We start from the raw sequence: 24889 nt of genomic DNA, 5'->3' as shown, positions 1-24889 counted from the left end.
CACGCCCATTGATGGGCGGGGTCATGAGAGAGAAGATGCATCGTCGTGACTGAACCGTCCGGGAACGCCGCTGTAATCCGGCATTCAGCCTTTCGCCTCAGCGCCCTCGCAGCGCAGCTTCGGCCTCCAGCATATAGTCGCGCGTTATGGGCAGGGTGCGGCGGTCGCGCACATATTGAACCTGATAATTGACCATGCCGCCATGTTCGAACACCGTTGCCGCCCCCGCCAGGTAGAAGGTCCAGAGGCGGAAGAAGCGCTCGTCGTACAGCGCCACGATCTCCGCCTTGTTGGCGAGCGTGCGCTTATACCATTCGCGGATGGTGAGGCCGTAATGCAGGCGCAGCACCTCGACGTCAGTCACCATCAGCCGGGTGCCCTCGCTGCCCCGGATCATCTCCGACAGGGCGGGGATGTAGCCGCCGGGGAAGATATATTTCCGGGTGAAGGCATCGGTGATCCCCGGTCCATCGATGCGGCCGATGGTGTGGATCAGCATCACCCCCTCGGGCTTCAGAAGGTCGCGGCACTTGTTGTAGAAGGTCCGATAATCGGCCGTCCCGACATGCTCGAACATGCCCACCGACACGATGCGGTCGAACGGCCCCTCTATGTCGCGATAGTCGATCAGTTCGAACCGGACATGATCGGCTACGCCGGCCTCCTCCGCTCGCTGCCGCGCGACCTTCAGTTGTTCCTCTGATAAGGTGATGCCGGTCACATCCACGCCGCAGGTGCGGTGGAGATAGAGAGCCATGCCGCCCCAGCCGCAGCCGATGTCCAGCACTTTCATGCCAGGCTTCAGGTGCAGCTTGGCCGCGATATGCGCCTTCTTGTCTTCCTGCGCCTGCTCCAGGCTGATGCCGGCTTCATTGTCGGCGTCCGGGAAATAGGCGCAGCTATATTGGCGGTCGCGATCGAGGAACAGCGCGTAGAGCGCGCTCGACAGATCATAATGATGCGCGACATTCGCCTTCGACCGGCTGCGGTGATTGGCCGCCCAAAGCTTGCGCCGGATCGCCTTGAAGCCTCGCTTCAGCGAGCCAAGATCGCTGATCGACTTGCCGCTTTCCCATGCATTGTTGCTGCGGATGAGCGAGATCAGTTCCATGATCCCGCCGCCCTCTATGCTGACCCGGCCGTCGATATAGGCTTCGGCCATGCCAAGGCGCGGGTCCTTGATGATGTCGAACGGCACCCGCTTGTCGTGAAAGCGGAGCGCAAGCGAGGGGCGGGCGGGGTCGGGGGTTCCGACCGAGATCTTGCTGCCGTCATGATAGTGGATGGTGAGCTGGCCGCGCGTCACCAGTCGCTTGAGAACCCGATCGAATAATTTCATGGCGCGCAACCTGTCAGGTCATCTCGCGGACGTCAAATGCCGGCATACCAGTCATAGCCGGCATGGTCCTCCCAGAAGCCGCCTTTGCCCCCGCCGATCTCCTTCAAGCTGGCAACCGCCTCTATTTCCATCAGATATTTGGCGTGCTTGTAGCCCAGCTGCCGCTCGACGCGCAGCCGCAGCGGCGCCCCGTTGGCGACGCGCAACGGCTGATCGTTGAGGGCAAAGGCAAGGATGGTCTGCGGGTGAAAGGCATCCACCAGATCGATGCTTTCATAATAAGGGCGCCCGCCGCCCATGTCGTCGGCGCAGCGGAAGACTATATAGCGCGCATCGCTCCGCAAACCCACGCCGTCGAGGATCAGCTTGAGCGGCACGCCTCGCCACTTGCCGATCGCGCTCCAGCCCTCGACACAGTCATGGCGTGTGATCTGTTCCCGATGGGGCAGGTGGTGAAGCTGGGCGAGCGACAGCGACAAGGGGCGATCGACCAGCCCGCCGACTTTCAGCCGCCAGTCCGCGAAGCCATGGCGCCACAAGGCCTTATAGCCCGGAGTATTGGGGTTGGCGGTGCCGTTGGGCCGGAAGAAGGGGGATATCTGGTCCGGGCGGAACTCCTGTGCCAATGCATCGCGCGCCATCAGGCTGCGCTGCGCCCATTTATGGAAATTCTCGGCGGAAAACAGCGCCTCACGCACACTGTCATGGCGGGCGAGCCGGTCGCAACCGGCCAGCGTCGCGCCCATACCCAGCACCAGCGTACGGCGATCGAGGATCAGGCTCATGACCGGGCCTCCGGCAATCGATAGCGGCCCGTGATCATCGAGCGGAGTTCATTGGCGGCCCCCGCCAGCAGTACCATCAGCACATGGACGAGGACGAAGGCGACGATGGTAAAGGCGGCGATGAAATGGATCGAGCGCGCCGACTGCCGCCCGCCGGACAGTTCGGTCAGCCAGGGCCAGGCCGCGTTCATGCCCGGCGACATGCTGAGCCCGGTGAAGATCAGCAGCGGCAGCACCACGAAGAGGATGCCGACATAGCTCGCCTTTTGCAGGACATTGTAACGGAGCGCAGTTTCGCCGGTTGGGAAGCGAAGCCGCGCATGATCGCAAATGTCCTCCCACAGATGCCGCGGCGCGAGCTCTTCCCGGCGAAAGGAGAGGTTGCGCGAGAGGTGACGGCTGATCACGCTCCAGGCCATGTAGATGAGCAGCGCAAAGGCGAAGATCGGCGCGGCGGCCAGATGCCAGTGCCGTGACATGGCAAGGCTGTAATGCGCGGGCAGGGTGACCCAGCTTCCGAACCGCTCCAGCGTCAGCCACGGCGTATCGAAATTCGCGCCATAATGGCCCCAATAGAGCCGCGGATGCGCGTTGAAGATGCCGAGCCCACTGGTGAACAGCACATAGAGCAGCAGCGCGTTCAGCCAATGCCACAGCCGCGTCGCCAACCTGTGGCGCAGCACCAGTCTGGATTCGGGCGGCTCGCTGTCCATGTCCGACTGTTACTCTCCTGCACCACCAGGGTCAAAAATCCGGATGACGTTACGCACATGGACCCGATTTAATCTTTCCGTTCATCTGGGAGCCAGCTTGCCGGCCCATAAGCGCACAGCCGGTGCGAAGTAATGCAGCGGCTCCGTTAAGTTCGTATGGGTCGCCATCCTGATTTTCAACCGAAGCCTGAAAAAATAAAATCAATATCTCAGTCTCTTTGAAAAACCGGTCTCGAACATAGATTGTTCCTGCCCGGTCCAGGGTGCCGAATAAGATATGAGGAATATTATGAAGACTGCGATTTTCGCAGCTATTGCTGCTGCCTCGGTTTCTGTTCCTGCATTTGCTCAGGATACCGCGCCTTTCACTGGGCCGCGCGCGGGCGTCACTGCGGGCTATGACAAGTTCCAGGGCGAGGAAGGCTTCAGCTACGGCGTCACTGCCGGCTATGACGTTGCGCTCACCCCGCGCGTGACCGTCGGCCCGGAAGTCTCCTTCGGTGACTCCACCGCCGACGATGCAGCGGGCACCAAGGCGAGCCGCGACATCGCTGCGTCGCTCCGCGCCGGCTATGTGCTGACGCCGCAGGTCCTGGCTTTCGGCAAGGTCGGCTATGCCAGCAGCCGCTTCGACTTCGCGGCCGGCGGTCATGACAATCTGGAAGCGGTCCGCTACGGCGGCGGCATGGAATATTCCGTCACGCCGCGCACCTATATCTCGGCCGAATATCAGCGTACCGAATATGAAGGCGGCTTCGGCGGCCGGGATGCGGGCGTAGTCGGCGTCGGCTTCCGCTTCTAAGCAGATCGGTTCACGGAAAAGGAAGGCGGCCCCTTGCGGGTCGCCTTTTTTTGTGCCCGGGCGTGAATAACTGTTGCGAAAAAGCAGCACTGTTTCATAAAGTTCATATCTATATTGCAACAACGACGGAAGCTGAGCATATGCCGGCCACCGATGACCAAGTTCGCGGTATGGAGGATGGGGTAGAGCTTGGATGAAGTCCTGGCTCGACAGGTGAATAGCTAGAAGAGATCGCAACGCTGCCCCACGAAAGATGAGCGCCGTCCATTATTCATGGACTGATGAGCGCATTTTTATTGAACGAGGAATTTATGAAGACTGTGATTTTCGCAGCCGCTGCTGCTGTCGCCGCCATTTCGGCTCCCGCCTTCGCGCAGGACGCCGCGCCCTTCACCGGCGCGCACGCCGAACTGCTGGCCGGCTATGACAAGATCGACACCAACAGCGTGATCGGCTCGCCCGACGGTTTTCTGTACGGTCTGAACCTTGGCTACGACTATCAGGTCGGCAGCGCCGTTCTGGGTATCGAGGGCGAAGTGTCCGACGCAACCACCAACTTCGATTATGTCGGCGGTGAGCTTGATGCCGAGCGCGACCTGTACATCGGCGGCCGCGTCGGCTTCCAGGTTGGCGATCTGGCGCTGCTTTATGTCAAGGCTGGATACACCAATGCCCGTCTGAAGGACACTCTTGCCGGTGGGGCCAACGCTGACGGCGTCCGCGTCGGCGGCGGCATCGAATATAAGCTGGGTGGCCAGCTGCTGGTGAAGGGCGAATATCGCTACTCGAACTACGAAGCTGGTCTGGAGCGCCATCAGGTTCTCGCCGGCCTCGGCATCCGTTTCTGATCCCCTCTCGGATCGAACAGGGGAGGGCGGTCCCATCCGGGGCCGCCCTTTTCTTATGGACTGAAGGGCCGAATGTCCGGCTCGACCCAATGCCGCCTTGCCTCTACCGACATGAGCCGCTCGCGCGACCAGTAGCTGAGCAGCCAGTCCTTATCAGCGACCGGTGAGGCCATCAGCGCCGCCAAGGCCTCTGCCGGCGTTACCTCTTCGGGCAATCCGGCCAGCAGGGTCCGCGCCGCCATCAGCGAGGCGCGGGTGATCGTCTCATGATAACCCGCCGCGTCGCTGTTCACGCCGCCGACGCTTTCATTATAGGCTGCGATCATGCCGGGCATGTCGCGCTCCGGCAGGATGTCCGGCCGACACAGCATCAGCCAGAGCGCCGTCGAGAAATGCGCCTGGTGCGTCCATTCCTCCTTGGACAGCGTGCGCGCGCAAAAGCCGAGCGCGACACGTTCGATTTCAGCATCCGTCATCTCGCCTCGCCATCCCAAAAGAAAAGCCCCGCCATCGCTGACGGAGCCTCCACCAGCGCCCGAAGGCGCTTATGTCTGAAGCCCTTATCCGAGCGCTGCCTGCTTCTCCGCCGCCAGCCGGTCCAGCTCGGCGCGGCTCTTCTTCTCGCTGGCGGATTTCAGCTGCCCGCAGGCCGCCATGATGTCGCGTCCGCGAGGCGTGCGCACCGGCGCGGAAATGCCGCCCTCGAACACGATGTCGGAAAAGCGCCTGATGCGCTCCGGCGTGGAACATTCATAGTCGGTGCCCGGCCAGGGATTGAAGGGAATGAGGTTGACCTTTGCAGGCAGCTTGAATTGGCGGATCAGGCGAACCAGCTCGCGCGCATCCTCGTCACTGTCATTCTTGTCCCTGATCATGACATATTCGAAGGTGATGCGCCGCGCATTATTCGCGCCGGGATAGTCGGCGCAGGCCTGCAACAGCTGCTCGATGCCGTATTTCTTGTTGAGCGGGACCAGCTCGTCGCGCACATCCTTGGTCACCGCGTGCAGCGACACGGCGAGGTTCACACCGATTTCCTCGCCCGCGCGCGCCATCATCGGCACCACGCCTGACGTAGACAGCGTGATCCGCCGCTTCGATAGCGCCAGGCCGTCGCCGTCCATCACGACCTTGAGAGCATCGCGCACATGGTCGAAATTATAAAGCGGCTCGCCCATCCCCATCATCACGATATTGGTCAGCATTCGCCCGTCGCTGCTATATTGCGACGCATCGTCCGCTTCATCGTCATTGGCCGACGCCATGCTGCCCTTGGGCCACTCCCCCAGCGCATCGCGCGCCAGCATGACCTGCCCGACAATCTCGCCCGGCGTCAGATTGCGCACCAGCCGCATCGTGCCGGTATGGCAGAAGCGGCAGTTGAGCGTGCAACCCACTTGGCTGGACACGCAGAGGGTCCCGCGATCGGCGTCCGGGATGAACACCATCTCATAATCCTGCCCGTCGTCGGACCGCAGCAGCCATTTGCGCGTACCGTCGCTCGACACCTGAGCCTCCACCACCTGCGGCCGGCCAACGACAAAGCGCTCCGCCATCCAGCCGCGCATCGGCTTGGCAAGGTCGGTCATCGCGTCGAAGTCCGTTTCCCCGCGATGGTAAAGCCAGTGGAACAACTGCTTGGAACGCAGCTTTGCCTGCTTCTGGTCGAGCCCCGCTTCCTCCAGCACGCTCTTGATCTGCGGCCGCGAAAGCCCCATCAGATCGACGCGCCCATCCTCACGCGGCGTCACCGCGCGGGGCACGGGCACAGGATCGATAGCGCCGGGAATCGGCATGAGAGGCGTAGCGGATGACTGCATGGCCCGCCCATAGCCGATTTTCAGGGATTTTGGAAGTGGAGGATCGGCCCGCCTCCCCCGTGCTCCTGCAAGGCATCCGAACGAGACGAGTGGCTCGTGAGAGCCCAGTCCCGCCCTTCGAGAATCCGCCCCGTCTGAACCCGGGTCCTGCCCGCGCGGGAACACATCGTGAATAATTCACCGTGTCCTCGCGCATCCCAGCGCCGCCGCATCGATCGCCGTCGCCGCGCCGCGCAGCGCATAAGTATCCGCAAAGCCTCGCCCGCGCGCGTCCCGCGTCTGCACGCTCATGCTGGTGGCCGAACGCAGCGCCGCGACGATTGCGGCGTCCGCCCGGGCATCGGGCGCCCAGGCATCGACCTGTCCCGCGACCAGTGGAAAGCGCCGGTCGCCGATGCTCAGAATGACCGGCGCCTCCTCCGAACGCATACGGCTGAGGCGAAAATGCACCTGGCCGCGAACCTGGCGCCGCGGCCAGCTGCCGATCGCGGCGAAACCCTGACGATCGCGCGCCACGGGCATGGCGATGGCGTAGCAGCGCGGGGTGGCAGGATCGCGAAACGCGCCCCAAGCTTCGAATATTCCCAGCGAATCCCGCGCATGCGCGCTTGTACCGCAGAGCGTGCCGAAGATCAGCAGGGGCAGGGCAAGGCTGAGTGCGCGTCTCATCGGTCCGGCAAAGCGCACCCTGTCTCCTTTTGCAACCCCGCGCCATGACGAAAGCGCGAGCCAATGCTTGCCCAGACCGCAACAGCGGCTATGAAGGATCATCCATCATTGTCGCCCGGATTCGACCTGATCCGGGCTTCGGCTTAAAAAAGAAACGGACAGAACAGGGACATGAAGGCCACTATCGAACGCGCAACGCTGCTCAAGAGCCTCAGCCACGTCCAGTCGGTGGTCGAGCGGCGCAACACGATCCCGATCCTGTCCAATGTGCTGATCGAGGCGTCCGCCGATGGCGCCATCAAGCTGATGGCGACCGACCTTGATCTCCAGGTCGTCGAGAGCGTCGCCGCGCAGGTGGAGCAGCCCGGCGCGACCACGATCAGCGCCCATACGCTGTTCGACATCGCCCGCAAACTGCCCGAAGGCAGCCAGGTGTCGCTGCACGCGGCCGAGGGCAAGATGCTGATCCAGGCCGGCCGTGCCCGTTTCAATCTGTCGACCCTGCCGCGCGACGACTTCCCGGTGATCGCGGAAGGCGACCTGCCGACCAGCTTCGAACTGCCGGCCGAGACGCTCAAGCAGATCATCGACAAGACGCGCTTCGCCATCTCGACCGAAGAGACGCGCTATTATCTGAACGGCATCTATTTCCACGTCTCGGACGATGGTCAGCCGGTGCTGAAGGCGGCCGCCACCGATGGTCACCGCCTCGCCCGTGTCACCGTGCCGCGGCCCGACGGCGCCGATGGCATGCCGGGCATCATCGTGCCCCGCAAGTGTATCGGCGAACTGCGCAAGCTGCTGGACGAGGTCGAAGGTTCGGTCGCAATCTCGCTCTCGGCGAGCAAGATCCGTTTCGGCCTCGGCAGCGCGATCCTGACCAGCAAGCTGATCGACGGCACCTTCCCTGATTATAGCCGCGTCATTCCGACCGCTAACGACAAGCTGCTGAAGATTGATCCGCGCGGCTTCGAGGAAGGCGTGGACCGCGTCGCCACCATCGCCACGGAAAAGACCCGCGCCGTCAAGATGACGCTGGAGCGGGACAAGATCGTCCTGTCCGTCACCAGCCCAGAAAACGGCACGGCGGCTGAGGAAGTCCCTGGCGCGTTCCAGGGTGAGGGCTTCGACATCGGCTTCAATGCGCGCTATCTGCTCGACATTCTGGGCCAGATCGACAGCGATCTGGTGGAGTTGCATCTCGCCGATGCCGCCGCGCCGACGCTGATCCGGGAGAATGATCGCAGCCCGGCGCTCTACGTGCTGATGCCGATGCGGGTGTAAGGACTACCTGAGCTCTCAATGAAGAAGTTGCGTGACTGCGGGCCTGACCCGGGGTCCCGCTTTCTTCCGTTCCAATCGGCCCGATCAAGGTAGCCGGACCCCGGCTCCAGTCCGGGGGACCAAGAACATCATGGGATTGGTGCCACGATAGTAAAAGCGGGAACCCCCCAGCTCTACGCCCTGAACCCCCGCCACGAAGCGTAAGCATCTTTCAATAACTCGTCCTTACGCAGGGATCCCATGACTTCCTTGCGCGCGAATCCGGCTGAATTGCATCGATCGACCGGCCTTGTCATGGCCCTCGGGCTGGCAGAGGGCGGGGCTGATGTCGATGCTTCCTGGGTTGCCGCCAATTTCGTCCATATCGCGCGGCTCTGGCCGCTGATCCTGCTCGGCAAGCTGTGCATCACGGCACTGCTGCATGTATCCTTCTACGATCCCGGCAATGTCGCCCACGGCGCGGCGATGATCGCGATGTTGCTGGTTGACGGCATCGCCATCGTCCTGCCGCGCCGCGTGTGGTTTCAACGGCAACGCCCCCATCATCAGAAATGGATGATGCTGCCGCTGGTGCTGCTCTCCGGCCTGACCTTCAGCCTGATGCTCGGCCCTTCGCTGATCGAGGGCGCCTTGTCGCGCAATCTGGCGGCGGAAATGGCGGTGGCGCTGATGGCCGTGGCGATTTTCGGCGACCGGCGTCTGTTGGGGGTGGCCTATTTCCTTGGCCTCCTCATCGCCTCACTCGCGCATGGCGCGGACTTCGCGCAGGTGGGCCTGCTCATCAGCTGCATCGCTGCCATCATGGTGGCAGCTCTCCGCCAGGCCAATGCCGACATGAGCCGCGCCGCGCTCCTCTACCAGCGAGACTTGCGCGCGCAGCGGTCCGACCGGCTGCTCCACGAATATGAGCAGTCGGGCCGAGGCTGGTTCTGGGAAACCGACCGTCACGGTTGCATCACTTATATTTCCGAGACGCTGGCGCGCACGCTGGATCGTACCAGCGATACGCTGATCGGCGGCCCGATTACGGAGATCATCCGCCCCGGCGATCCGCAGGAGGGTGATGGCGAACGCACGCTAGGGTTCCACCTGTCGGCCCGCACAGGCTTTTCCGATATCGCCGTCAGGGCGGCGATGGCAAAGGATGAGCGCTGGTGGTCGATTTCTGGCCAGCCGGTGTTCAATGACTTCGGCCAGTTCCATGGCTTTCGCGGCAGCGGGACCGATCTTACTGAAATGCGCCGCAGCCAGGCCGAAGTGACGCGGCTCGCGCAATATGACGCGCTGACCGGCCTCGCCAATCGCGTGCAGATGATGCGCTCGCTGGAGCAGGCGGTGGCGGGCAGGAACGGCCAGCCGCGCGAATGCACGCTGATGATGCTCGATCTCGATCGGTTCAAGACGGTGAACGACACGCTCGGGCATCCCGCAGGCGACGCCTTGCTGCGCCAGGTGAGCGAGCGTATTCGCCGCGTAGTCGGCGATCGCGGGCTCGTAGGCCGGCAGGGCGGCGACGAGTTCAAGATTCTGCTACCGGCGCCCCCCAACAAGGTCCAGCTCGACCATCTCGCCCGCGCGATCATCGCGGATGTCTCCCAGCCCTATACGGTCGAGGGCACGGCGGTGGTCATCGGCGTGTCGATCGGTATCTCGCTCTGCCCGCAGGACGGCGTGACCGCCGACGCCCTGATCCGCAATGCCGATCTGGCACTCTATGCGGCCAAGGGCGGCGGGCGCGGCGTACACCGTTTCTTCTCACCGGAAATGCATGCCGATGCCGAAGATCGCCGCCAGTTGGAGGAGGATCTGCGCAAGGCGCTGGTTCAGGATGGGTTGCACCTCGTCTATCAGCCCGTGGTGTCGTCCAAGACCGAGCGGATCACCGGCTATGAGGCGCTGCTCCGCTGGGAGCATCCGGTGCGTGGCCCTATCTCTCCCGCCCTGTTCGTGCCGATCGCGGAGGACAGCGGGCTGATCGGCCCGATCGGCGATTGGGTGTTGCGCACCGCCTGCCGTGACGCGGCGCAGTGGGACGAAGGCATAAGGGTGGCCGTCAACGTCTCACCGATCCAGTTCGCCAATCGAAACCTGCCTTCGACCGTCATGAGCGCGCTTGCCGGGGCGCAACTTGCACCCGCGCGCCTTGAGCTGGAAATTACCGAAAGCGTTTTCCTGAACGATGATGACGGCACGGACTCGATGTTCTCGCGACTGAAGGCGCTGGGCGTCCGCCTTGCGCTGGACGATTTCGGCACCGGCTATTCCTCGCTCGGCTATCTGAAGAAAGCGCCGTTCGACAAGATCAAGATCGATCAAAGCTTCGTGCGCGGCGCAGCGATCAAGGGCAGCCGGAACAGCGCCATCATCAAGGCGATCGTCAGCCTCGCTGAAGCGCTGGGCATGGATACCACGGCGGAAGGGGCGGAAACGCAGGACGAACTGGCGCTCATCCGTCAGCTCGGGTGCAGCCATATCCAGGGCTATGTCTATGGCCGGCCATTGCCGGCGGCGGATGTGCTGGCGCGCCAAAGCGAGCAGGGCATGACAGTCGCTCCGCAGGGCTTCCTGTCCAGCCGCCCCGCGCGCCGGACGATGCTGCGCACGGTGACCGTTCATCATGAGGGCCATGCCTATACCGGGCGGGTCCGCAATATATCGGATACCGGCTGTCAACTGGAAGGGCTGTGGAACGTGCCGGAAGGGACGCTTTTCGCCATCGATCTGGGCAACGGACAGATGATGAATGCCGTCGCGCGCTGGTCGAAGGATGACCGCATGGGGGTGGAGTTCGTGCAGTCGGCTGACGCTGCCCGGCTCAACGCGATGCCGCGTGCCGTAGCGTCGTAGCGATCAGGGGCGCCGTGCTCCTGTCTCCGCAGGAACACGGACGCTCTTAACCGGCCCGCATCAGTGATCGATCACCGCCCGAACTTCCGCTGCGTCTTGCCATAACGCAATTTCCGGGTGCCCGGCTTGCCTTCGGTCGCGCGCCCGCGCGGCGCGGCGACCTGCTGTTCTGACGGCAGACCCAGTTCGTCCGCTTCCAGCTTGCGGATCTCGTCCCTTATGCGCCCGGCTTCCTCGAACTCCAGGTCGGCCGCCGCTGCGCGCATCTTCTTCTCCAGTTCCTCGATATAGGCGCGCAGATTATGGCCGACGAGGTGCGGCCGGTCGTCCAGCCCCGTGTCGACCGTGACCTGATCCTTCGACGCCACATGAGCAATGATGTCGCCGATGTTGCGCTTGATCGTGGTCGGCGTGATGCCATGTTCCAGATTATAGGCCTGCTGCTTCTCGCGGCGGCGGGAGGTTTCGTTGAGCGCGCGCTCCATAGAGCCGGTGATGCGATCGGCATAGAGGATCACGCGTCCCTCGACGTTTCGCGCGGCGCGGCCGATGGTCTGGATCAGCGAGGTTTCGGAGCGCAGGAACCCTTCCTTATCCGCGTCCAAAATCGCCACCAGCCCGCATTCGGGAATATCCAGCCCCTCGCGCAGCAGGTTGATGCCGACGAGCACGTCATACACGCCGAGGCGCAGGTCGCGGATGAGCTCGATACGCTCCAGCGTCTCGACGTCCGAGTGCATGTAGCGGACCTTGATCCCCGCCTCATGCATGAACTCGGTCAGGTCCTCCGCCATCCGCTTGGTCAGCGTCGTCACCAGCGTGCGATAGCCCTTCTGCGCCGTCAGCTTCGCCTCATGGATCAGGTCATCGACCTGGTCCTCCACCGGCTTGATCTCGACCGGCGGGTCGATGAGGCCGGTCGGGCGGATCACCTGCTCGGAGAAGGTGCCGCCGGTCTGCTCCATCTCCCAAGGTCCCGGCGTCGCTGACACGCTGACAGTCTGCGGCCGCATCGCGTCCCATTCGTTGAAGCGGAGCGGACGGTTGTCGATGCAGCTGGGCAGGCGGAAACCATATTCGGCAAGCGTGATCTTGCGCCGGTGGTCCCCGCGCGCCATCGCCCCGATCTGGGGCACGGTCTGGTGGCTTTCGTCCACGAACAGCAGCGCATTTTCCGGCAGATATTCGAACAGCGTCGGAGGCGGCTCGCCCGGCAGCCGGCCCGTCAAGAAACGGGAGTAATTCTCGATTCCCGCGCACGAGCCGGTGGCTGCGATCATCTCGAGATCGAAGTTCGTCCGCTGCTCGAGCCGCTGGGCTTCGAGCAGCTTGCCCTCGGCTTGCAATTCCTTGAGCCGCTCGGCCAGTTCAAAACGGATCGCCTCCATCGCCTGCTTGAGCGTCGGACCGGGCGTCACATGGTGCGAATTGGGGAAGACCTTCACATATTCAAGGCTGGCGACCTTCTTGCCGGTCAACGGGTCGAACTCGACGATATCCTCGATCTCATTGCCGAAGAAGCTCACCCGCCAGGCCGTGTCCTCATAGTGAGAAGGGAAGATTTCTAGATTGTCGCCCTTCACCCGAAAATTTCCGCGCGCGAACCCCGCGTCGTTGCGCTTGTACTGGAGCGCGACGAGCTTGCGGATGATCTCCCGCTGATCCTCGATCTGCCCCTTCTTCATCGAGAAGGTCATGGCGGAGTAGGTTTCAACCGACCCAATGCCGTAGAGGCAGGACACGGACGCCACGATCAGCACATCGTCCCGTTCCAGCAACGCGCGGGTGGCCGAATGGCGCATCCGGTCAATCGCCTCGTTTACCGAGCTTTCCTTCTCGATATAGGTGTCCGACCGCGGCACATAGGCCTCGGGCTGGTAATAATCATAATAGCTGACGAAGTATTCGACGGCATTCTCCGGAAAGAAGCTCTTGAACTCGCCGTAAAGCTGCGCCGCCAAAATCTTGTTGGGGGCCAGGATGAGTGCGGGCCGCTGCATCGCCTCGATCACCTTCGCCATGGTGAAGGTCTTGCCGGACCCGGTGACGCCAAGCAGCACCTGGTCGCGCTCGCCCGCGCGGGCCTGTTCGACCAGTTCGGCGATCGCGGTCGGCTGGTCGCCCGAGGGCTCATAGTCGGAAACCAGCTTGAACTTGCGCCCGCCCTCGCTCTTTTCCGGGCGCGAGGGTCGGTGGGGGACGAAGCCTTCGCCGGTCTGGGGCTCGTCCAGCGTGGTGCGGATTTGAATTGTCATCGCCGCTTGATATGGTTCCGCCGCAAGCGGGGTGCAACAGGGAGGATGTTCATGGTCAAGATGCTGCTGGGTTTGGTGGCTGCGACGGCTTTGGTCGCATCGTGCGGGGAGAAACGATCCAATGAGCCGCAGACGCGCGAAGAGGTCCGGCAGGAGGTGCAGAAGGTCCAGCTGAAGCCTGGCCAGTGGGAGGGTGCTTACGAGCTGACCGACATCGACATGCCGAACATGCCGGCTGGCGGTGCGCAGATGAAAGACCAGATGAAGAAGATGATGAGCCGCACCTCGATGCGCTATTGCGTGACCCCCGAAGAAGCGGCCAACCCCAGCGGCAAGATGTTCTCAGGGCAAGAGAATAAGGACTGCACCTACAAGGGGTTCGACGCCAGCGGCGGCTCCGTGAAGGGCGAGATCAGCTGCAAGTCGCAGGGCGGGACGATGAACGCCGTCATGACCGGTGACTACGGGCCCGAAAGCTATGCAATGCACATGGACATGAAGATGGTCGGCGCGCCCAATGGCATGAACATGAGCATGAAGGCAAAGACGTCGGGCAAGTGGACCGGCTCGACCTGCGCGGCCAAATGAGCGATGGCCCGGCGTGCTGGCTCTGCGGCCGGACGCTGGGCAGGCGGATCGAATGGCATCATCCCGTGCCCAAGAGCCGGGGAGGGCGCGACACGGTGCCGGTCCATCCGATCTGCCATCGGACGATCCATGCGAACCTCGGCAATGCCGAGCTAGCCCGCGTGCAGGGCGACGTCGCGGCCTTGCGGGCGCACCCGGCCGTGGCGCGCTTCCTCGGCTGGATCGCAGGCAAGCCGCCCGACTTCCATGCCCCGACCCATCGGAAGCGCTAGAAAATTCCTCTTGCTCTTTGCACGACTTGGCGCGAGCCTTCGTTCGTTCCGACAGAGAACAGGGGAGAGGTTATGCAGAAATACGCGCTGGCGGCGCTGCCGCTTGCTTTGGGTCTTGCCGCATGCGGGGAACAGGCTGAACCTACAGCCGAAGCCGTCGAAGCGCCGGTCATCATGAAAGGCGGCGAGTGGACGCTGACCCGCAAGACCACCGGCTATAACACACCCACCGTGACCCCGGCCGAATATCAGGCCGCCCTTAAGGAAGTAAGCGAAGACAAGGTCTGCATCGCCGTCGATGCAACGGGCTCCCCGGATGCCAATGCGCTCGCCGGGGAAGAGGGCAAGAACTGCACCTATAAGGACAAGCTGATCCGCAAGGGCCGGCTGATCGCCACCCTGGCCTGCACATCCGGCAAGGGCACGTCGGAAATCGTGCTGGAGGGCAATTTCACTGCCGACACGCTGACACTGGGCAGCACCACGACCAAGACGGAGGGCGGCAGCCCCGTGCTGCGCACTACCCATGATGTGACCGGCAAGCGCGCCGGGGAGTGCAGCAAGGCCTGATCTGTCGGGCCGGGCTAATCCTTGCGGGGCACGGTTCGGTCCGAAATCTCCAATGCGCCGCCGCGCCTTTGTGCGATAATCCGCCCGCTCGTCAGGGAAGGGGTTTTCCATGCTGTTCCATCTCTCGATCGCGGCGCAGGAGCCGCAGCATGTTGCCGAGGTGATCGCCGAATTCTGGCGGGGGGAGGCTCATCCTTTCCCGCCGGTCACGCCCGGCAGCTGGATTGCGCTGGCCCGGGATGATCGCGGCACCGCGATCGAAGTCTATCCGATCGACACCGTATTGCGGGAGGCGGAGGGCGATGCCGACAGTTTCGGCGAGCGGACCGGCCAGACCCGCTTCACCGCGACGCACGCCGCCATCGCCACGCCGCTCAGCCAGGATGAGGTGCTCGCCATCGCCGCGCGTGAGGGGTGGCCAGCCAAATATCGCAAGCGCGGCGGGGCCTTTGGCGTCATCGAGTTGTGGATCGAAGGGCGGCAGATGGTGGAACTGCTCACCCAGGAGATGCAGGCGGAGTATCTCGCCGCCATGACACCCGCCAATTACCGCGCGATGATGGGGGCAGGCGCTCGCTGACGCTTGTCGCCAAGGCAGGCTTGCTCCCTATTTCAGCGCGGTGATCGCGCGGCGGTCGCAGTGTTTCTCGCCGCGCGGCACGGGCGTATAGCCGGGCACCTGGATCGATTGCCCGATCCTGAGTGGGGCAAAGCGCCGCCGCTCGATCCCCTTGCAGCGCAGGAACAGCTCCAGCATGCGGGGCGGGGTGCTCCATTGTTCGTAGGACAGGCGGAAAGTGCCCCAATGGATGGGAATAGCCGTCGCCGCGTTCAGCTTTTCGAACACGCGAACCGCATCCTCCGGCCCGATGTGCGAGTCCGACCGCATCTGTCCCGGATAGAAGCGGAAGGCGCCGATCGGGATCATCGCCAGCCTGATCGGCCCCAGCCGCGCCGCTTCCTCTGGCCAAGCCATGTCGCCGGCGCCCGTGTCGCCCGCGAAGAAGATGTTGCCCGCCCGCGTCTGGATGACGAAGCTCGACCAGAGTGCGCGGCTGCGGTCGGTCATCCAGCGGCTGCTCCAATGATGGTTGCGCAGCACATGGACGCGATAGTCGGGGCAATGCTCGTAATTCTCGCACTGGATGACCGTCTGCGTGCCGAGGCCATTGAGCGCCGCCCCGCTCACGGACTGGCCCCAGTCGAGCGCGGTGGCGGGGATGCCGTTGTCCCGCAGCAGCGTGTCGTTGCCGAGGCTTGTCACGATCCTGGGCTGGTCCCGTTCCCACAGACGTTTCAGCGTCGGGATATCGAGATGGTCGTAATGATTGTGGCTGATGATGATGAGGTCGATCTTCGGCAGGTCGTCAAAGCGGATGCCCGGCTCCGCCACCCGCCTGGGTCCGAGCGGGGGAAAGGGGCTGGCATAGTCCGACCAGATTGGATCGGTGAGGATGTTGATGCCCGCCGCCTGCACCAGCACCGTCGCATGACCGACCCAGGTCGCGACCATGCCGCGCGGGGCCGCGAAAGGGGAGGGGCGCGTCGGCTTCACCGCGACCGCATCGGGCCATGACGGACGATCGTCCCGCCCCATCAGCCACCGCGCGATGAAACCGCGCCGGTTGCTGCCCGGCGGGGCCGAAAACTGGATTTCCCCGTCTGGATTGAAGAAGCGGGCCCCATCATAATGAGAGCTGACCGGCCCCTCATAATAGATGCGGTCAAGGAAGGGCGGAACGATGGTGATCGCCAGACAGGCGGCGATGACGAGGAACAAGAGCGTAAGCCCCAGCCCCTTCGCGATTTTTCCGATGATGCGGCCCATGCCGTCTCCCGCGATGATGACGCGACCGACATAGCGCCGCGCGGGCCGGCGGCAAGGGCGAAGGCGTCAGAGGGAGCCCGCCAGCGCCAGCACCACGCCGCCCGCGATCAGCAGCAAGGCGGTGATTTCGCTCCGTTTCACCTTCTCGCCAAGGTAGAAATGACCGAAGGCGAGGGTGAAGCCCACCTCCACCTGCCCGACGATGCGCACCAGCGCCACCGGAGCAGTGGCAAATCCGGTGAACCAGCAGGCTGATCCGACGGCGGAGAGCAGGCCGACCTGCCCCGACACTCGCCAGCTTGCCAGCACCTTGCCCATCTCGGCTGGCTCCCGCAGCAGCAGATAGCCGCCCTGCATGACGGTCTGGAGCGCAACCGTCACGCAGAGGACGAGCAGCGCCGCGAAGATCGGATCGGGGCTCGCGACCTCCTGCGTCGCCCGGCGGATGGCGACAGCCGTCAGCGCGAAGAAGAAGCCCGACGCGATGCCGGTGAGCGCGGCCGGCTGCTTCAGCGCCTTGCCAAGGTCGAGCAGGCTCATCCGCTTGCCGCCTGTCGAAAGCAGCATCACCCCCATGACGCCGCAGCCGATCCCGGCCCAGGCAAGCGGATGCAGCCGCTCCCCCATCAGCAGGAACGAAAGGATCGCGCCCTGCACCGCCTCCGTCTTCGAATAGGCCGTGCCGACGACGAAGTTGCGGTGCGCGAAGGCCATGATGAGGAGGTTGGTGGCGATGATCTGCGCCAGCCCGCCGCCCACGCAGAAGAGCAGGAAGCTGGGGTCGGGCGAGGGCATCTGGCCGCCGGTCAGCAGCCGGTAGCCGCCCAGCAGAAGGAGCGCGAAGGGCAGGCCGTAAAGATAGCGCACCAGCCCCGCGCCGTTGACCGACAGGCTGTGGCTGACGCGCCGCTGCACGGCGGTCCGCCACGCCTGCGTCGCCCCGGCGAGCAGGGTCGCGGGTAGCCAGATGGGGGAGGAGATCATGGCCGTCCTATAGCGGCTTTCCTATCAGCGTCACGATGAAGAATGGCGGAAAAGCGCCATTCTTGCCCCGAAGTTCACAGTGTATGCGCGCGCGAGGGCAAGCGCGCGTGGGCGCGAGGGGGTGAAAGATCGACTTTTTCAAAGACGGGTGTGGGGTAGGCTGGGTGGGGGTGAATAGGACAGGGGGGAATGGGGTGTGTTGGGGGAATAGGATGCTTTCTTGGAGGGGTGTGGTTGTTGGGTTACATGACCTAGTTGTCCAATTTGCGCTCGATCAGCTTACGAACACTCGTCTCGATCAACTCGGCCGACGGCTGATAACCTTCAAAGAGGGAAAATAGCGGTGCAAGAGCAGTGCTCACATAAGGTGCCAAGGCAGCGCCCGGTGTTTCAAGCGGAACAGCAACGTATGCTTCCGCCCCCGAACTGCGGGATATGCTACCGCTTCCCCCGGTTGATCGGAACGCGTTTACCCATGGTCGCAACGCTCGATTCTTGAGGCCGGTCCAGCGGAACGCAAATCCCGCTACGCTCTGGGCTCCCCACCCCAAGCTCCGCCCGAGGATCGTCCCCACCGCAAGCACCTCCGCAACGCGATAAATCATCAAAATAACGTCAAGCGCGGTGCCCGGGGCAACCTTTTCGGTGAGGTCATCTTGCATCACTCGCTGCAAGTAAAATTCACCGCGCGGGTCGAATCTGAGAAATTCGACATGCTCTGACCAACCGCCATCAAGATCGATGATGAGCGTTTCCCACATGTTGCTGTTGACATATGGCCGATCCAGCTTTTCCATGAACCCGCGACTGTCGAGCCAAACAGGCCACCCGGTGTAGTTGGGGTTGCTCGACGAAACCTTGTTCAGAAACTCTTGCGTTGGAAGAGCATCCGGATGTGCTGGATCAAGAGCCAACCCGACGTGCATCGTCAGTGCATTGCCGATCCGACTGAGTTGCTCTGCTGTCGCGCGCTCGGCAATGGCGTTACTGGCACCAGTTGAGCCGGACTCCAATAGGTCGAACGCGCGCTTTCGAAGTTTGCTCTCCTCGCTTTCGATACCTAATGCTGCCGAGAGGGTCGCTGCTGGACCGACACCGGCCAGATGGCGGCGTAGGAATCGCCCGATATCAGCCTCACGATTTTCGAAACATACGTCTAGCAGGTCGGCATAATCGGGCGGCAAAATGCGTGCACTGCTGGCTGTCCCGTTTGAATTAAACGTGCGGAAATAAAGATCGCCTTCAGTCAGCAGCTTCTTGCCGCCTTGGCCGATTAAATCTCGCCTAACGACCGCCGGTACTTGCACGCCTTCAGGGATGGAAATTACCGGATGGCTCTGACCGTCGCGATCAACAAATGCAACTTCAATTTCAAATGACGGACTGACATACCGCGAGACAAGACCCTGCAAGATATCGATATGAAAGAGAGTTTCTACGGGCTGATCGAAAGCATAGGGGTCCGATTTTCTTGTTGCATTGTCGAAACCGATGAGCAGAAATCCACCGTTTCGGTTTCTGATTGCGAAAATCGCCTTCACTATCTTGGAAATCCCGTCGTCGGTACGCGGATCAAGCCAAGTCTTTAGTTCGACCTGAAGCGCTTCGACAGGTTGCTCAACAAGCGCTCTAATCTGATTAGGATCGACAGTCATGAAATACGCGTAGCCATCATGGCACGACAACGCGAGACATAAGCCGCAACCAACTCCGTTTTGGTTTATAAAGGGTAGCTATCGGGGGCAGGTACTGGGAAGCAGACTGACATAAATTTCCCAAGCCGGCTATCTAACCGTCGGTTCTGACATGGCGATTTATGTCTGGGCTGAGAATCAAGAAAACAGTCTGATGGCGAAGATAGGCGCAAAGCAGCCGCAGACCGGCGCGCTCACTCAGCCGGAGCTTCCCTCCGCGAACAAAAAAACGCCGCCCGGATGGCCCGGACGGCGTCTCGTCTCAAGCTAGCAAAAAGCCGCGCTTATGCCTGCTCCAGCAGACCTTCCCGCTTGATCTTCTCCTGCCACACCAGAGGGGCGAGGCGGTGGACATTCTGGCCTTCGCTATCCACGGCGACCGTCACCGGCATGTCCTGCACTTCGAACTCGTAGATCGCTTCCATGCCGAGGTCTTCGAAGCCGACGACCTTCGCGCCCTTGATCGCGCGGGCGACGAGATAGGCTGCGCCGCCGACCGCCATCAGATAGGCGCTCTTGTGCTTGGCGATGCTCTCCGTCGCAGCCGGGCCGCGTTCCGCCTTGCCGACGCAGGCGGCGAGGCCCTGTTCCAGCATCATGTCCATGAACTTGTCCATGCGGGTCGCCGTGGTGGGACCGGCGGGGCCGACAACTTCGTCACGCACCGGATCGACCGGGCCGACATAATAGATGACGCGGCCCTTGAAGTCGACGGGCAGCTGCTCGCCGCGTTCCAGCATGTCCGCGATCCGCTTGTGCGCGGCGTCGCGGCCGGTCAGCATCTTGCCGTTCAAGAGCAGGCGGTCGCCATGCTTCCAGCTTTGCACCACTTCGGGCGTCAGCGTGTCGAGATCGACGCGGATCGCTTCCTTGCTCGGCTTCCAGTCGACCTGCGGCCATTCGCTGAGCTTGGGCGCTTCCAGATAGGCCGGGCCTGAACCGTCGAGGGTGAAATGCGCATGGCGGGTGGCGGCGCAGTTGGGGATCATCGCCACCGGCTTGCCCGCCGCGTGGCAGGGATAGTCGTAAATCTTGACGTCGAGCACGGTGGCGAGGCCGCCCAGGCCCTGCGCGCCGATGCCGAGCGCGTTCACCTTGTCGAAAATCTCGATGCGCAGGCGTTCGATGTCGTTCTGGGGCCCGCGCGCCTTGAGCTCGCCCATGTCGATGGGCTCCATCAGCGATTCCTTGGCCAGCGCGACGGCCTTTTCCGCCGTGCCGCCGATGCCGATGCCCAACATGCCGGGCGGGCACCAGCCAGCGCCCATCTGCGGCACCATTTCCAGCACCCAGTCGACGATCGAATCGCTGGGGTTCATCATCTTGAACTTGGTCTTGTTTTCCGAGCCGCCGCCCTTGGCCGCGACATCGACGATGACCTTGTCGCCCGGCACCATCTCCACATTCAGCACGCAGGGCGTGTTGTCCTTCGTATTCTGGCGCGAAAAGGCGGGGTCCTTCAGGATCGAAGCGCGCAGGCGGTTTTCCGGGTTGAGGTAGGCGCGGCGCACGCCTTCATCGACCACGTCCTGCATGGAGCGGCTGTTGTCGTCCAGGCGGCAGTCCATGCCCCATTTGATGAAGACGTTGACGATGCCGGTGTCCTGGCAGATCGGGCGATGCCCCTCCGCGCACATGCGGCTGTTGGTCAGGATCTGCGCGATGGCGTCCTTCGCCGCCGGATTGGCTTCGGCGTCATAGGCTTTGCCCAGCGCGCGGATATAATCCATCGGGTGGTAATAGCTGATGAATTGCAGAGCGTCCGCGACGCTCTCGATCAGATCGGCGGTCTTGATGACGGTCATCTTGCCTTCATGTCCCTATCTTCGGGCCGCCCTGCACAGCGGCTCCATGCAGGGGAGCGGCTAGTAGGGAATCGCGCGCGAGTCCAGTGGCGGCGGGAGCCAGGCGCGATCGCGGCGCGTTCGGACCCCATGCCCCGCGCGCTCAAAGTCTATCGCACCGCCATCGGCTTCCACGACGCCTATGTCGCAGCGCCAAGCCAGAAGGCCGCGCTGGAGGCCTGGGGCGCGGACGTCAATCTGTTCGCGCGCGGGGTGGCCGAACTGGTGACGGACGAGGCGTTGGTGAAGGAGCCGCTCGCTGCTCCCGGGAAGGTCATAAAGCGGGCGCGTGGGTCCATCGCCGAGCATCTGGCTGCACTGCCTGCGGATGAGCCGGCGCCGCGTCAATCCGCCAAGCCGGCCTCCCCGCGCAAGCCTGCCCGGCCAAAGCCCCGTCCCAGCCGGAGGGCGTTGGAGGAGGCGGAAGAGGCTCTTGCCCGGCTGGAGGAGGTGCAGGCGGGGGAGCGTAAGGACCTCGCGCGGCGTGAAGCTGCGCTCAAGCGTGAAAGGCAGGCGCTGGAGAAGAAGCAGGCCGCCGACCACGCCCGACTGGAAGAAGCGCGCAATGCCGAGCAGGCGCGCTATGAGAAGGCGCTGCGGGCCTGGGATGGGGAGTAGGGGACATCAATGACAGCATGGGGGCTTAGCCCGCCTCGTCCGCGAACGGGAAATTGGGCCACCAGGGCTCCTTCTCCCGCAGCACCCGCGCGAAGCTGTCGCGCGCTGCCAGCCGGTCCAGATAGGCGCTGAGTATCGGAAAGCCGCCACGCATCGGCTCCACCTTGTCGGCATAGAAGAGCGCCGGTGCGGCCGCGCAGTCCGCCAATGTTAAATCCTCGCCCGCAGCCCAGCGCCGGTCGGCGATCCGCTCTTCCAGCAGCGCATAGGCCTTGCCCAGCATGCGCCGCGCCTCGCCGACGCCATGAGGGTCGCGCGCTTCTTCGGGCCGCAGCCGGTCGGCCACGATCGCCTGCATGGGGGTCATGACATAATTGTCGAACAGCCGGTCCATCAACCGCGTCTCGATCGCGGCGTCGGCGTCCTGTGGGATGGGGCGGAAGGGTCCCGGCGCGCATCGGTCCAGATATTCGATGATGATGCTGGCCTCGCCCAGTGTACGGTCCCGCGCCTCGTCACGGAGTACGGGGAACTTGCCGAGCGGCCAGAGCGCCATCCAGGCCTCGGCCACGCTCGGTTCCTCCAGCATGCGCGGCTCGAACGCCGTCCCATTCTCATAAAGGGCGATCAGCACCTTCCAGCAGTAGGAGGAGAGGGGATGATAATAGAGAATCATGTCGGCTGCTCCTGCTCGCGCCTCGCCTCGATCAGCACCGCTACCATATCTTGTCACTTGCACCTCGCCAGCCGAACCAGAGGTTGAATCGGGGTCCCCAGGCAAATCCGTGGCAAGCCATATTTATTTTATCCACGACATTGTTGCTCTTGCCTTTTCGGGAGCCAAGGAAAGTCCATGCGTCGCCGGATTTTTGCCGCTGGCAAGGCAGGTTAAGGGGTAGCCCAAATGCGCTTCGGAGTCCCCGAACTGTCATTTACCCTCTTGCAAGCAAATGAAGCTGTGGCACTATCCCTTGTATCGGGTTAACGGGGGTTACCCAACAGATTGTGATTGTGTTAGCTGGCCTCGTTCCTGAATGGGAGGGAGTTTTGGTCTTGCGATCCGATCTGCTGGCCCCATCTCCGTGCCTGACCGATTGAAAAATGCAAGTTCGTTCGGTTCACCGACATCGGCTTGACCGAATCGAACGAACCAGGAACATTCGGGGGCTCGCATGGATTTTCGAGACAGTGAACAGGTGAGTGCAAGCGACGTGGCAACCGTGATTGACGAAGTGGTCGAAACCGTGACGGACAAGAAGCCTGCGCCGGCGCCCAAGGCCGACCCCACGCCCAGTTCCTCCACCGTGCTGGAGCGCCGTTTTCATGTCGTGACCGACGCCAGCCGCGACGTGCTGCTGACGGAGTTCGGCAAGGAGACATTGCAGGACCGCTATCTGCTGCCCGGCGAAAGCTATCAGGACCTGTTCGCCCGCGTCGCCGCCGCCTATGCCGACGATGCCGACCATGCCCAGCGCGTCTATGACTATATCTCGCGCCTCTGGTTCATGCCCGCAACCCCCGTGCTGTCGAACGGCGGCACCGGGCGCGGCCTGCCGATCAGCTGCTATCTGAACAGCGTCGATGACAGCCTGGAAGGCATCGTCAACACCTGGAACGAGAATGTCTGGCTCGCCTCGCGCGGCGGCGGCATCGGCACCTATTGGGGCAATGTGCGCGGCATCGGCGAGCCGGTGGGCCTCAACGGCAAGACCAGCGGCATCATCCCCTTCGTCCGGGTGATGGACAGCCTGACGCTGGCGATTTCGCAGGGGTCGCTGCGCCGCGGTTCGGCCGCCTGCTATCTCGACATCTCCCATCCGGAGATCGAGGAGTTCCTCGAAATCCGCAAGACGAGCGGCGACTTCAACCGCAAGGCGCTGAACCTGCATCATGGCGTGCTACTGACCGACGAGTTCATGGAGGCGGTGCGCGACGGCAAGGACTTTGCCCTGCGCAGCCCGAAAGACCAGTCGGTGCGCGGCTCGGTCAACGCCCGCGCCCTGTTCCAGAAGCTGGTCGAGGTGCGCCTCGCCACCGGCGAACCCTATATCGTCTTCAACGACACCGTGAACCGCACGATGCCCAAGCATCACCGCGATCTGGGGCTCAAGGTGTCGACATCGAACCTCTGTTCCGAAATCACTTTGCCGACGGGTCGCGACCATATCGGCAATGACCGCACGGCCGTCTGCTGTCTCTCGTCACTCAATCTCGAAACATGGGATGAGTGGAAGGACGACAAGCAGTTTGTCGAGGATGTCATGCGCTTCCTCGACAATGTGCTGCAGGACTATATCGACCGCGCGCCGGATGAAATGGCGCGGGCGAAATATAGTGCGAGCCGTGAAAGGTCAGTGGGCCTGGGGGTGATGGGGTTCCACTCCTTCCTCCAGGCCCGGGGACTTCCCTTTGAAGGCGCGATGGCGAAAAGCTGGAACCTGCGCATCTTCAAGCATATCAACGAGAAGGTGAACGAAGCGTCCATGCAGCTCGCGGTCGAGCGCGGTCCGTGCCCGGACGCTGCCGACATGGGCGTGATGGAGCGCTTTTCCTGCAAGATGGCGATCGCGCCCACCGCGTCGATCTCCATCATCTGCGGCGGCGCGTCGGCCTGCATCGAACCGATCCCGGCGAACATCTACACGCACAAGACGCTTTCGGGCAGCTTCGCGGTCAAGAACCCCTATCTCGAAAAGCTGCTGGTCGAGAAGGCGAAGGACTCGACCGCGGTCTGGAACTCCATCCTGGAGAAGGGCGGCTCGGTCCAGCATCTCGATTTCCTGAGCCAGGAAGAAAAGGACACGTTCAAGACCAGCTTCGAGATCGACCAGCGCTGGCTGCTCGAACTGGCCGCCGACCGCACGCCCTATATCGACCAGGCGCAGTCGCTGAACCTGTTCATCCCGGCGGACGTGGAGAAGTGGGATCTCCTGATGCTCCACTTCCGTGCGTGGGAATTGGGCATCAAGTCGCTCTATTATCTGCGCTCCAAATCGGTGCAGCGCGCGGGCTTTGCCGGCGGCGTGGAAGCGGACAATACGATCGACGCACCCAAGTTCGAAATTGGCGAGACGACCGACTATGACGAGTGCCTCGCCTGCCAGTGACTTAAAGCTCTCTCCCGCCGGG

At 62.9% G+C, this 24889-nt stretch carries 22 protein-coding genes; 10 read left to right on the top strand and 12 right to left on the bottom strand.

The genetic code is table 11. The features are described 5' to 3' along the window. Positions 1-97 precede the first annotated feature (97 nt). Genes L858_RS0104955 through L858_RS0104945 form a run of 3 tightly spaced genes read right to left on the bottom strand, consistent with a single transcriptional unit; the run spans position 98 to position 2837 of the window. Positions 98-1339, bottom strand: a complete 1242-nt coding sequence (locus L858_RS0104955) for an SAM-dependent methyltransferase (RefSeq protein ID WP_022682046.1) — start codon at positions 1337-1339, stop codon at positions 98-100. A gap of 32 nt (positions 1340-1371) precedes the next feature. Then, a complete protein-coding gene (locus tag L858_RS0104950; RefSeq protein WP_022682045.1) occupies positions 1372-2124 on the bottom strand; it encodes a molybdopterin-binding protein in 753 nt (250 codons plus the stop codon). Then, positions 2121-2837, bottom strand: a complete 717-nt coding sequence (locus tag L858_RS0104945) for a cytochrome b/b6 domain-containing protein (RefSeq protein WP_022682044.1) — start codon at positions 2835-2837, stop codon at positions 2121-2123. The genes L858_RS0104950 and L858_RS0104945 overlap by 4 nt, the downstream gene beginning before the upstream one ends. A gap of 289 nt (positions 2838-3126) precedes the next feature. Here L858_RS0104945 and L858_RS0104940 point away from each other — a divergent pair, with 289 nt between their 5' ends. Together L858_RS0104940 and L858_RS0104935 are read left to right on the top strand one after the other, a co-directional pair. Beyond that, positions 3127-3639, top strand: coding sequence for a porin family protein (locus L858_RS0104940; protein ID WP_022682043.1), 513 nt, complete (start codon positions 3127-3129; stop codon positions 3637-3639). Between the two features lie 311 nt (positions 3640-3950). Continuing rightward, positions 3951-4487, top strand: coding sequence for an outer membrane protein (locus L858_RS0104935; RefSeq protein WP_028055831.1), 537 nt, complete (start codon positions 3951-3953; stop codon positions 4485-4487). A 53-nt stretch (positions 4488-4540) separates the two neighbouring features. Here the strand turns inward: L858_RS0104935 and L858_RS0104930 are convergent, their stop codons facing one another. The 3 genes from L858_RS0104930 to L858_RS0104920 all read right to left on the bottom strand — a co-directional run bounded on the left by L858_RS0104930 (position 4541) and on the right by L858_RS0104920 (position 6976). After that, positions 4541-4963, bottom strand: coding sequence for a hypothetical protein (locus tag L858_RS0104930; RefSeq protein WP_022682041.1), 423 nt, complete (start codon positions 4961-4963; stop codon positions 4541-4543). Between the two features lie 84 nt (positions 4964-5047). After that, the gene (gene rlmN, locus L858_RS0104925; RefSeq protein ID WP_022682040.1) at positions 5048-6307 is read right to left on the bottom strand and encodes a dual-specificity RNA methyltransferase RlmN; all 1260 of its coding nucleotides are present in this window, start codon (positions 6305-6307) and stop codon (positions 5048-5050) included. 177 nt (positions 6308-6484) lie between these two features. After that, positions 6485-6976, bottom strand: coding sequence for a hypothetical protein (locus L858_RS0104920; protein WP_022682039.1), 492 nt, complete (start codon positions 6974-6976; stop codon positions 6485-6487). A gap of 171 nt (positions 6977-7147) precedes the next feature. Here L858_RS0104920 and dnaN point away from each other — a divergent pair, with 171 nt between their 5' ends. Further along, positions 7148-8260: a DNA polymerase III subunit beta gene (gene dnaN / locus L858_RS0104915; protein ID WP_022682038.1), complete on the top strand. Its 1113-nt coding sequence runs from the start codon at positions 7148-7150 to the stop codon at positions 8258-8260. 240 nt (positions 8261-8500) lie between these two features. Then, positions 8501-11107 (top strand): EAL domain-containing protein, encoded by a 2607-nt coding sequence (locus L858_RS0104910; protein ID WP_022682037.1) that lies wholly within the window; start codon positions 8501-8503, stop codon positions 11105-11107. Positions 11108-11178: 71 nt separating this feature from the next. On the opposite strand, the gene uvrB is transcribed toward L858_RS0104910, so the two are convergent. After that, a complete protein-coding gene (gene uvrB / locus L858_RS0104905; protein ID WP_022682036.1) occupies positions 11179-13362 on the bottom strand; it encodes an excinuclease ABC subunit UvrB in 2184 nt (727 codons plus the stop codon). A 51-nt stretch (positions 13363-13413) separates the two neighbouring features. Between uvrB and L858_RS0104900 the strand changes: the two genes are divergently transcribed. The 4 genes from L858_RS0104900 (at position 13414) to L858_RS0104885 (ending at position 15372) form a co-directional block, all read left to right on the top strand. Next, positions 13414-13950, top strand: coding sequence for a DUF3617 domain-containing protein (locus L858_RS0104900; RefSeq protein WP_028055830.1), 537 nt, complete (start codon positions 13414-13416; stop codon positions 13948-13950). Continuing rightward, positions 13947-14222, top strand: coding sequence for an HNH endonuclease (locus tag L858_RS0104895; protein ID WP_028055829.1), 276 nt, complete (start codon positions 13947-13949; stop codon positions 14220-14222). Before L858_RS0104900 ends, L858_RS0104895 begins: the two co-directional genes overlap by 4 nt. A gap of 72 nt (positions 14223-14294) precedes the next feature. Next, positions 14295-14792 carry a DUF3617 domain-containing protein gene (locus L858_RS0104890; RefSeq protein ID WP_022682033.1) on the top strand — a complete coding sequence of 166 codons (498 nt, stop codon included), beginning with the start codon at positions 14295-14297 and terminating at the stop codon, positions 14790-14792. A gap of 109 nt (positions 14793-14901) precedes the next feature. After that, positions 14902-15372 carry a hypothetical protein gene (locus L858_RS0104885; RefSeq protein ID WP_022682032.1) on the top strand — a complete coding sequence of 157 codons (471 nt, stop codon included), beginning with the start codon at positions 14902-14904 and terminating at the stop codon, positions 15370-15372. 27 nt (positions 15373-15399) lie between these two features. On the opposite strand, the gene L858_RS0104880 is transcribed toward L858_RS0104885, so the two are convergent. From L858_RS0104880 to L858_RS0104860, 4 genes are all read right to left on the bottom strand, one after another. Next, positions 15400-16620, bottom strand: coding sequence for an MBL fold metallo-hydrolase (locus tag L858_RS0104880; RefSeq protein WP_022682031.1), 1221 nt, complete (start codon positions 16618-16620; stop codon positions 15400-15402). 66 nt (positions 16621-16686) lie between these two features. Then, on the bottom strand, positions 16687-17604 hold the full coding sequence (locus tag L858_RS0104875; RefSeq protein ID WP_022682030.1) for a DMT family transporter: 918 nt from the start codon (positions 17602-17604) through the stop codon (positions 16687-16689). A 251-nt stretch (positions 17605-17855) separates the two neighbouring features. After that, complete coding sequence (locus tag L858_RS0104870) at positions 17856-19259, bottom strand: AlbA family DNA-binding domain-containing protein (protein ID WP_022682029.1); 1404 nt, start codon at positions 19257-19259, stop codon at positions 17856-17858. Positions 19260-19582: 323 nt separating this feature from the next. Continuing rightward, entirely contained in the window at positions 19583-21103 is a 1521-nt protein-coding gene (locus tag L858_RS0104860; RefSeq protein ID WP_022682028.1) for a fumarate hydratase, read from the bottom strand. A 129-nt stretch (positions 21104-21232) separates the two neighbouring features. Between L858_RS0104860 and L858_RS0104855 the strand changes: the two genes are divergently transcribed. After that, a complete protein-coding gene (locus L858_RS0104855; RefSeq protein ID WP_022682027.1) occupies positions 21233-21760 on the top strand; it encodes a hypothetical protein in 528 nt (175 codons plus the stop codon). A 25-nt stretch (positions 21761-21785) separates the two neighbouring features. Here L858_RS0104855 and L858_RS0104850 read toward each other — a convergent pair whose 3' ends face one another. Next, a complete protein-coding gene (locus L858_RS0104850) occupies positions 21786-22436 on the bottom strand; it encodes a glutathione S-transferase family protein (RefSeq protein ID WP_022682026.1) in 651 nt (216 codons plus the stop codon). A 496-nt stretch (positions 22437-22932) separates the two neighbouring features. Here L858_RS0104850 and L858_RS0104845 point away from each other — a divergent pair, with 496 nt between their 5' ends. Further along, positions 22933-24867: a ribonucleoside-diphosphate reductase subunit alpha gene (locus L858_RS0104845; protein ID WP_022682025.1), complete on the top strand. Its 1935-nt coding sequence runs from the start codon at positions 22933-22935 to the stop codon at positions 24865-24867. Positions 24868-24889: the final 22 nt, after the last annotated feature.

This window comes from Sphingobium bisphenolivorans (assembly GCF_000412635.1).
GTDB lineage: Bacteria > Pseudomonadota > Alphaproteobacteria > Sphingomonadales > Sphingomonadaceae > Sphingobium > Sphingobium bisphenolivorans.
Note: the sequence above shows the minus strand (reverse complement) of the source record. Positions and strands in the feature narration are given on the sequence as shown.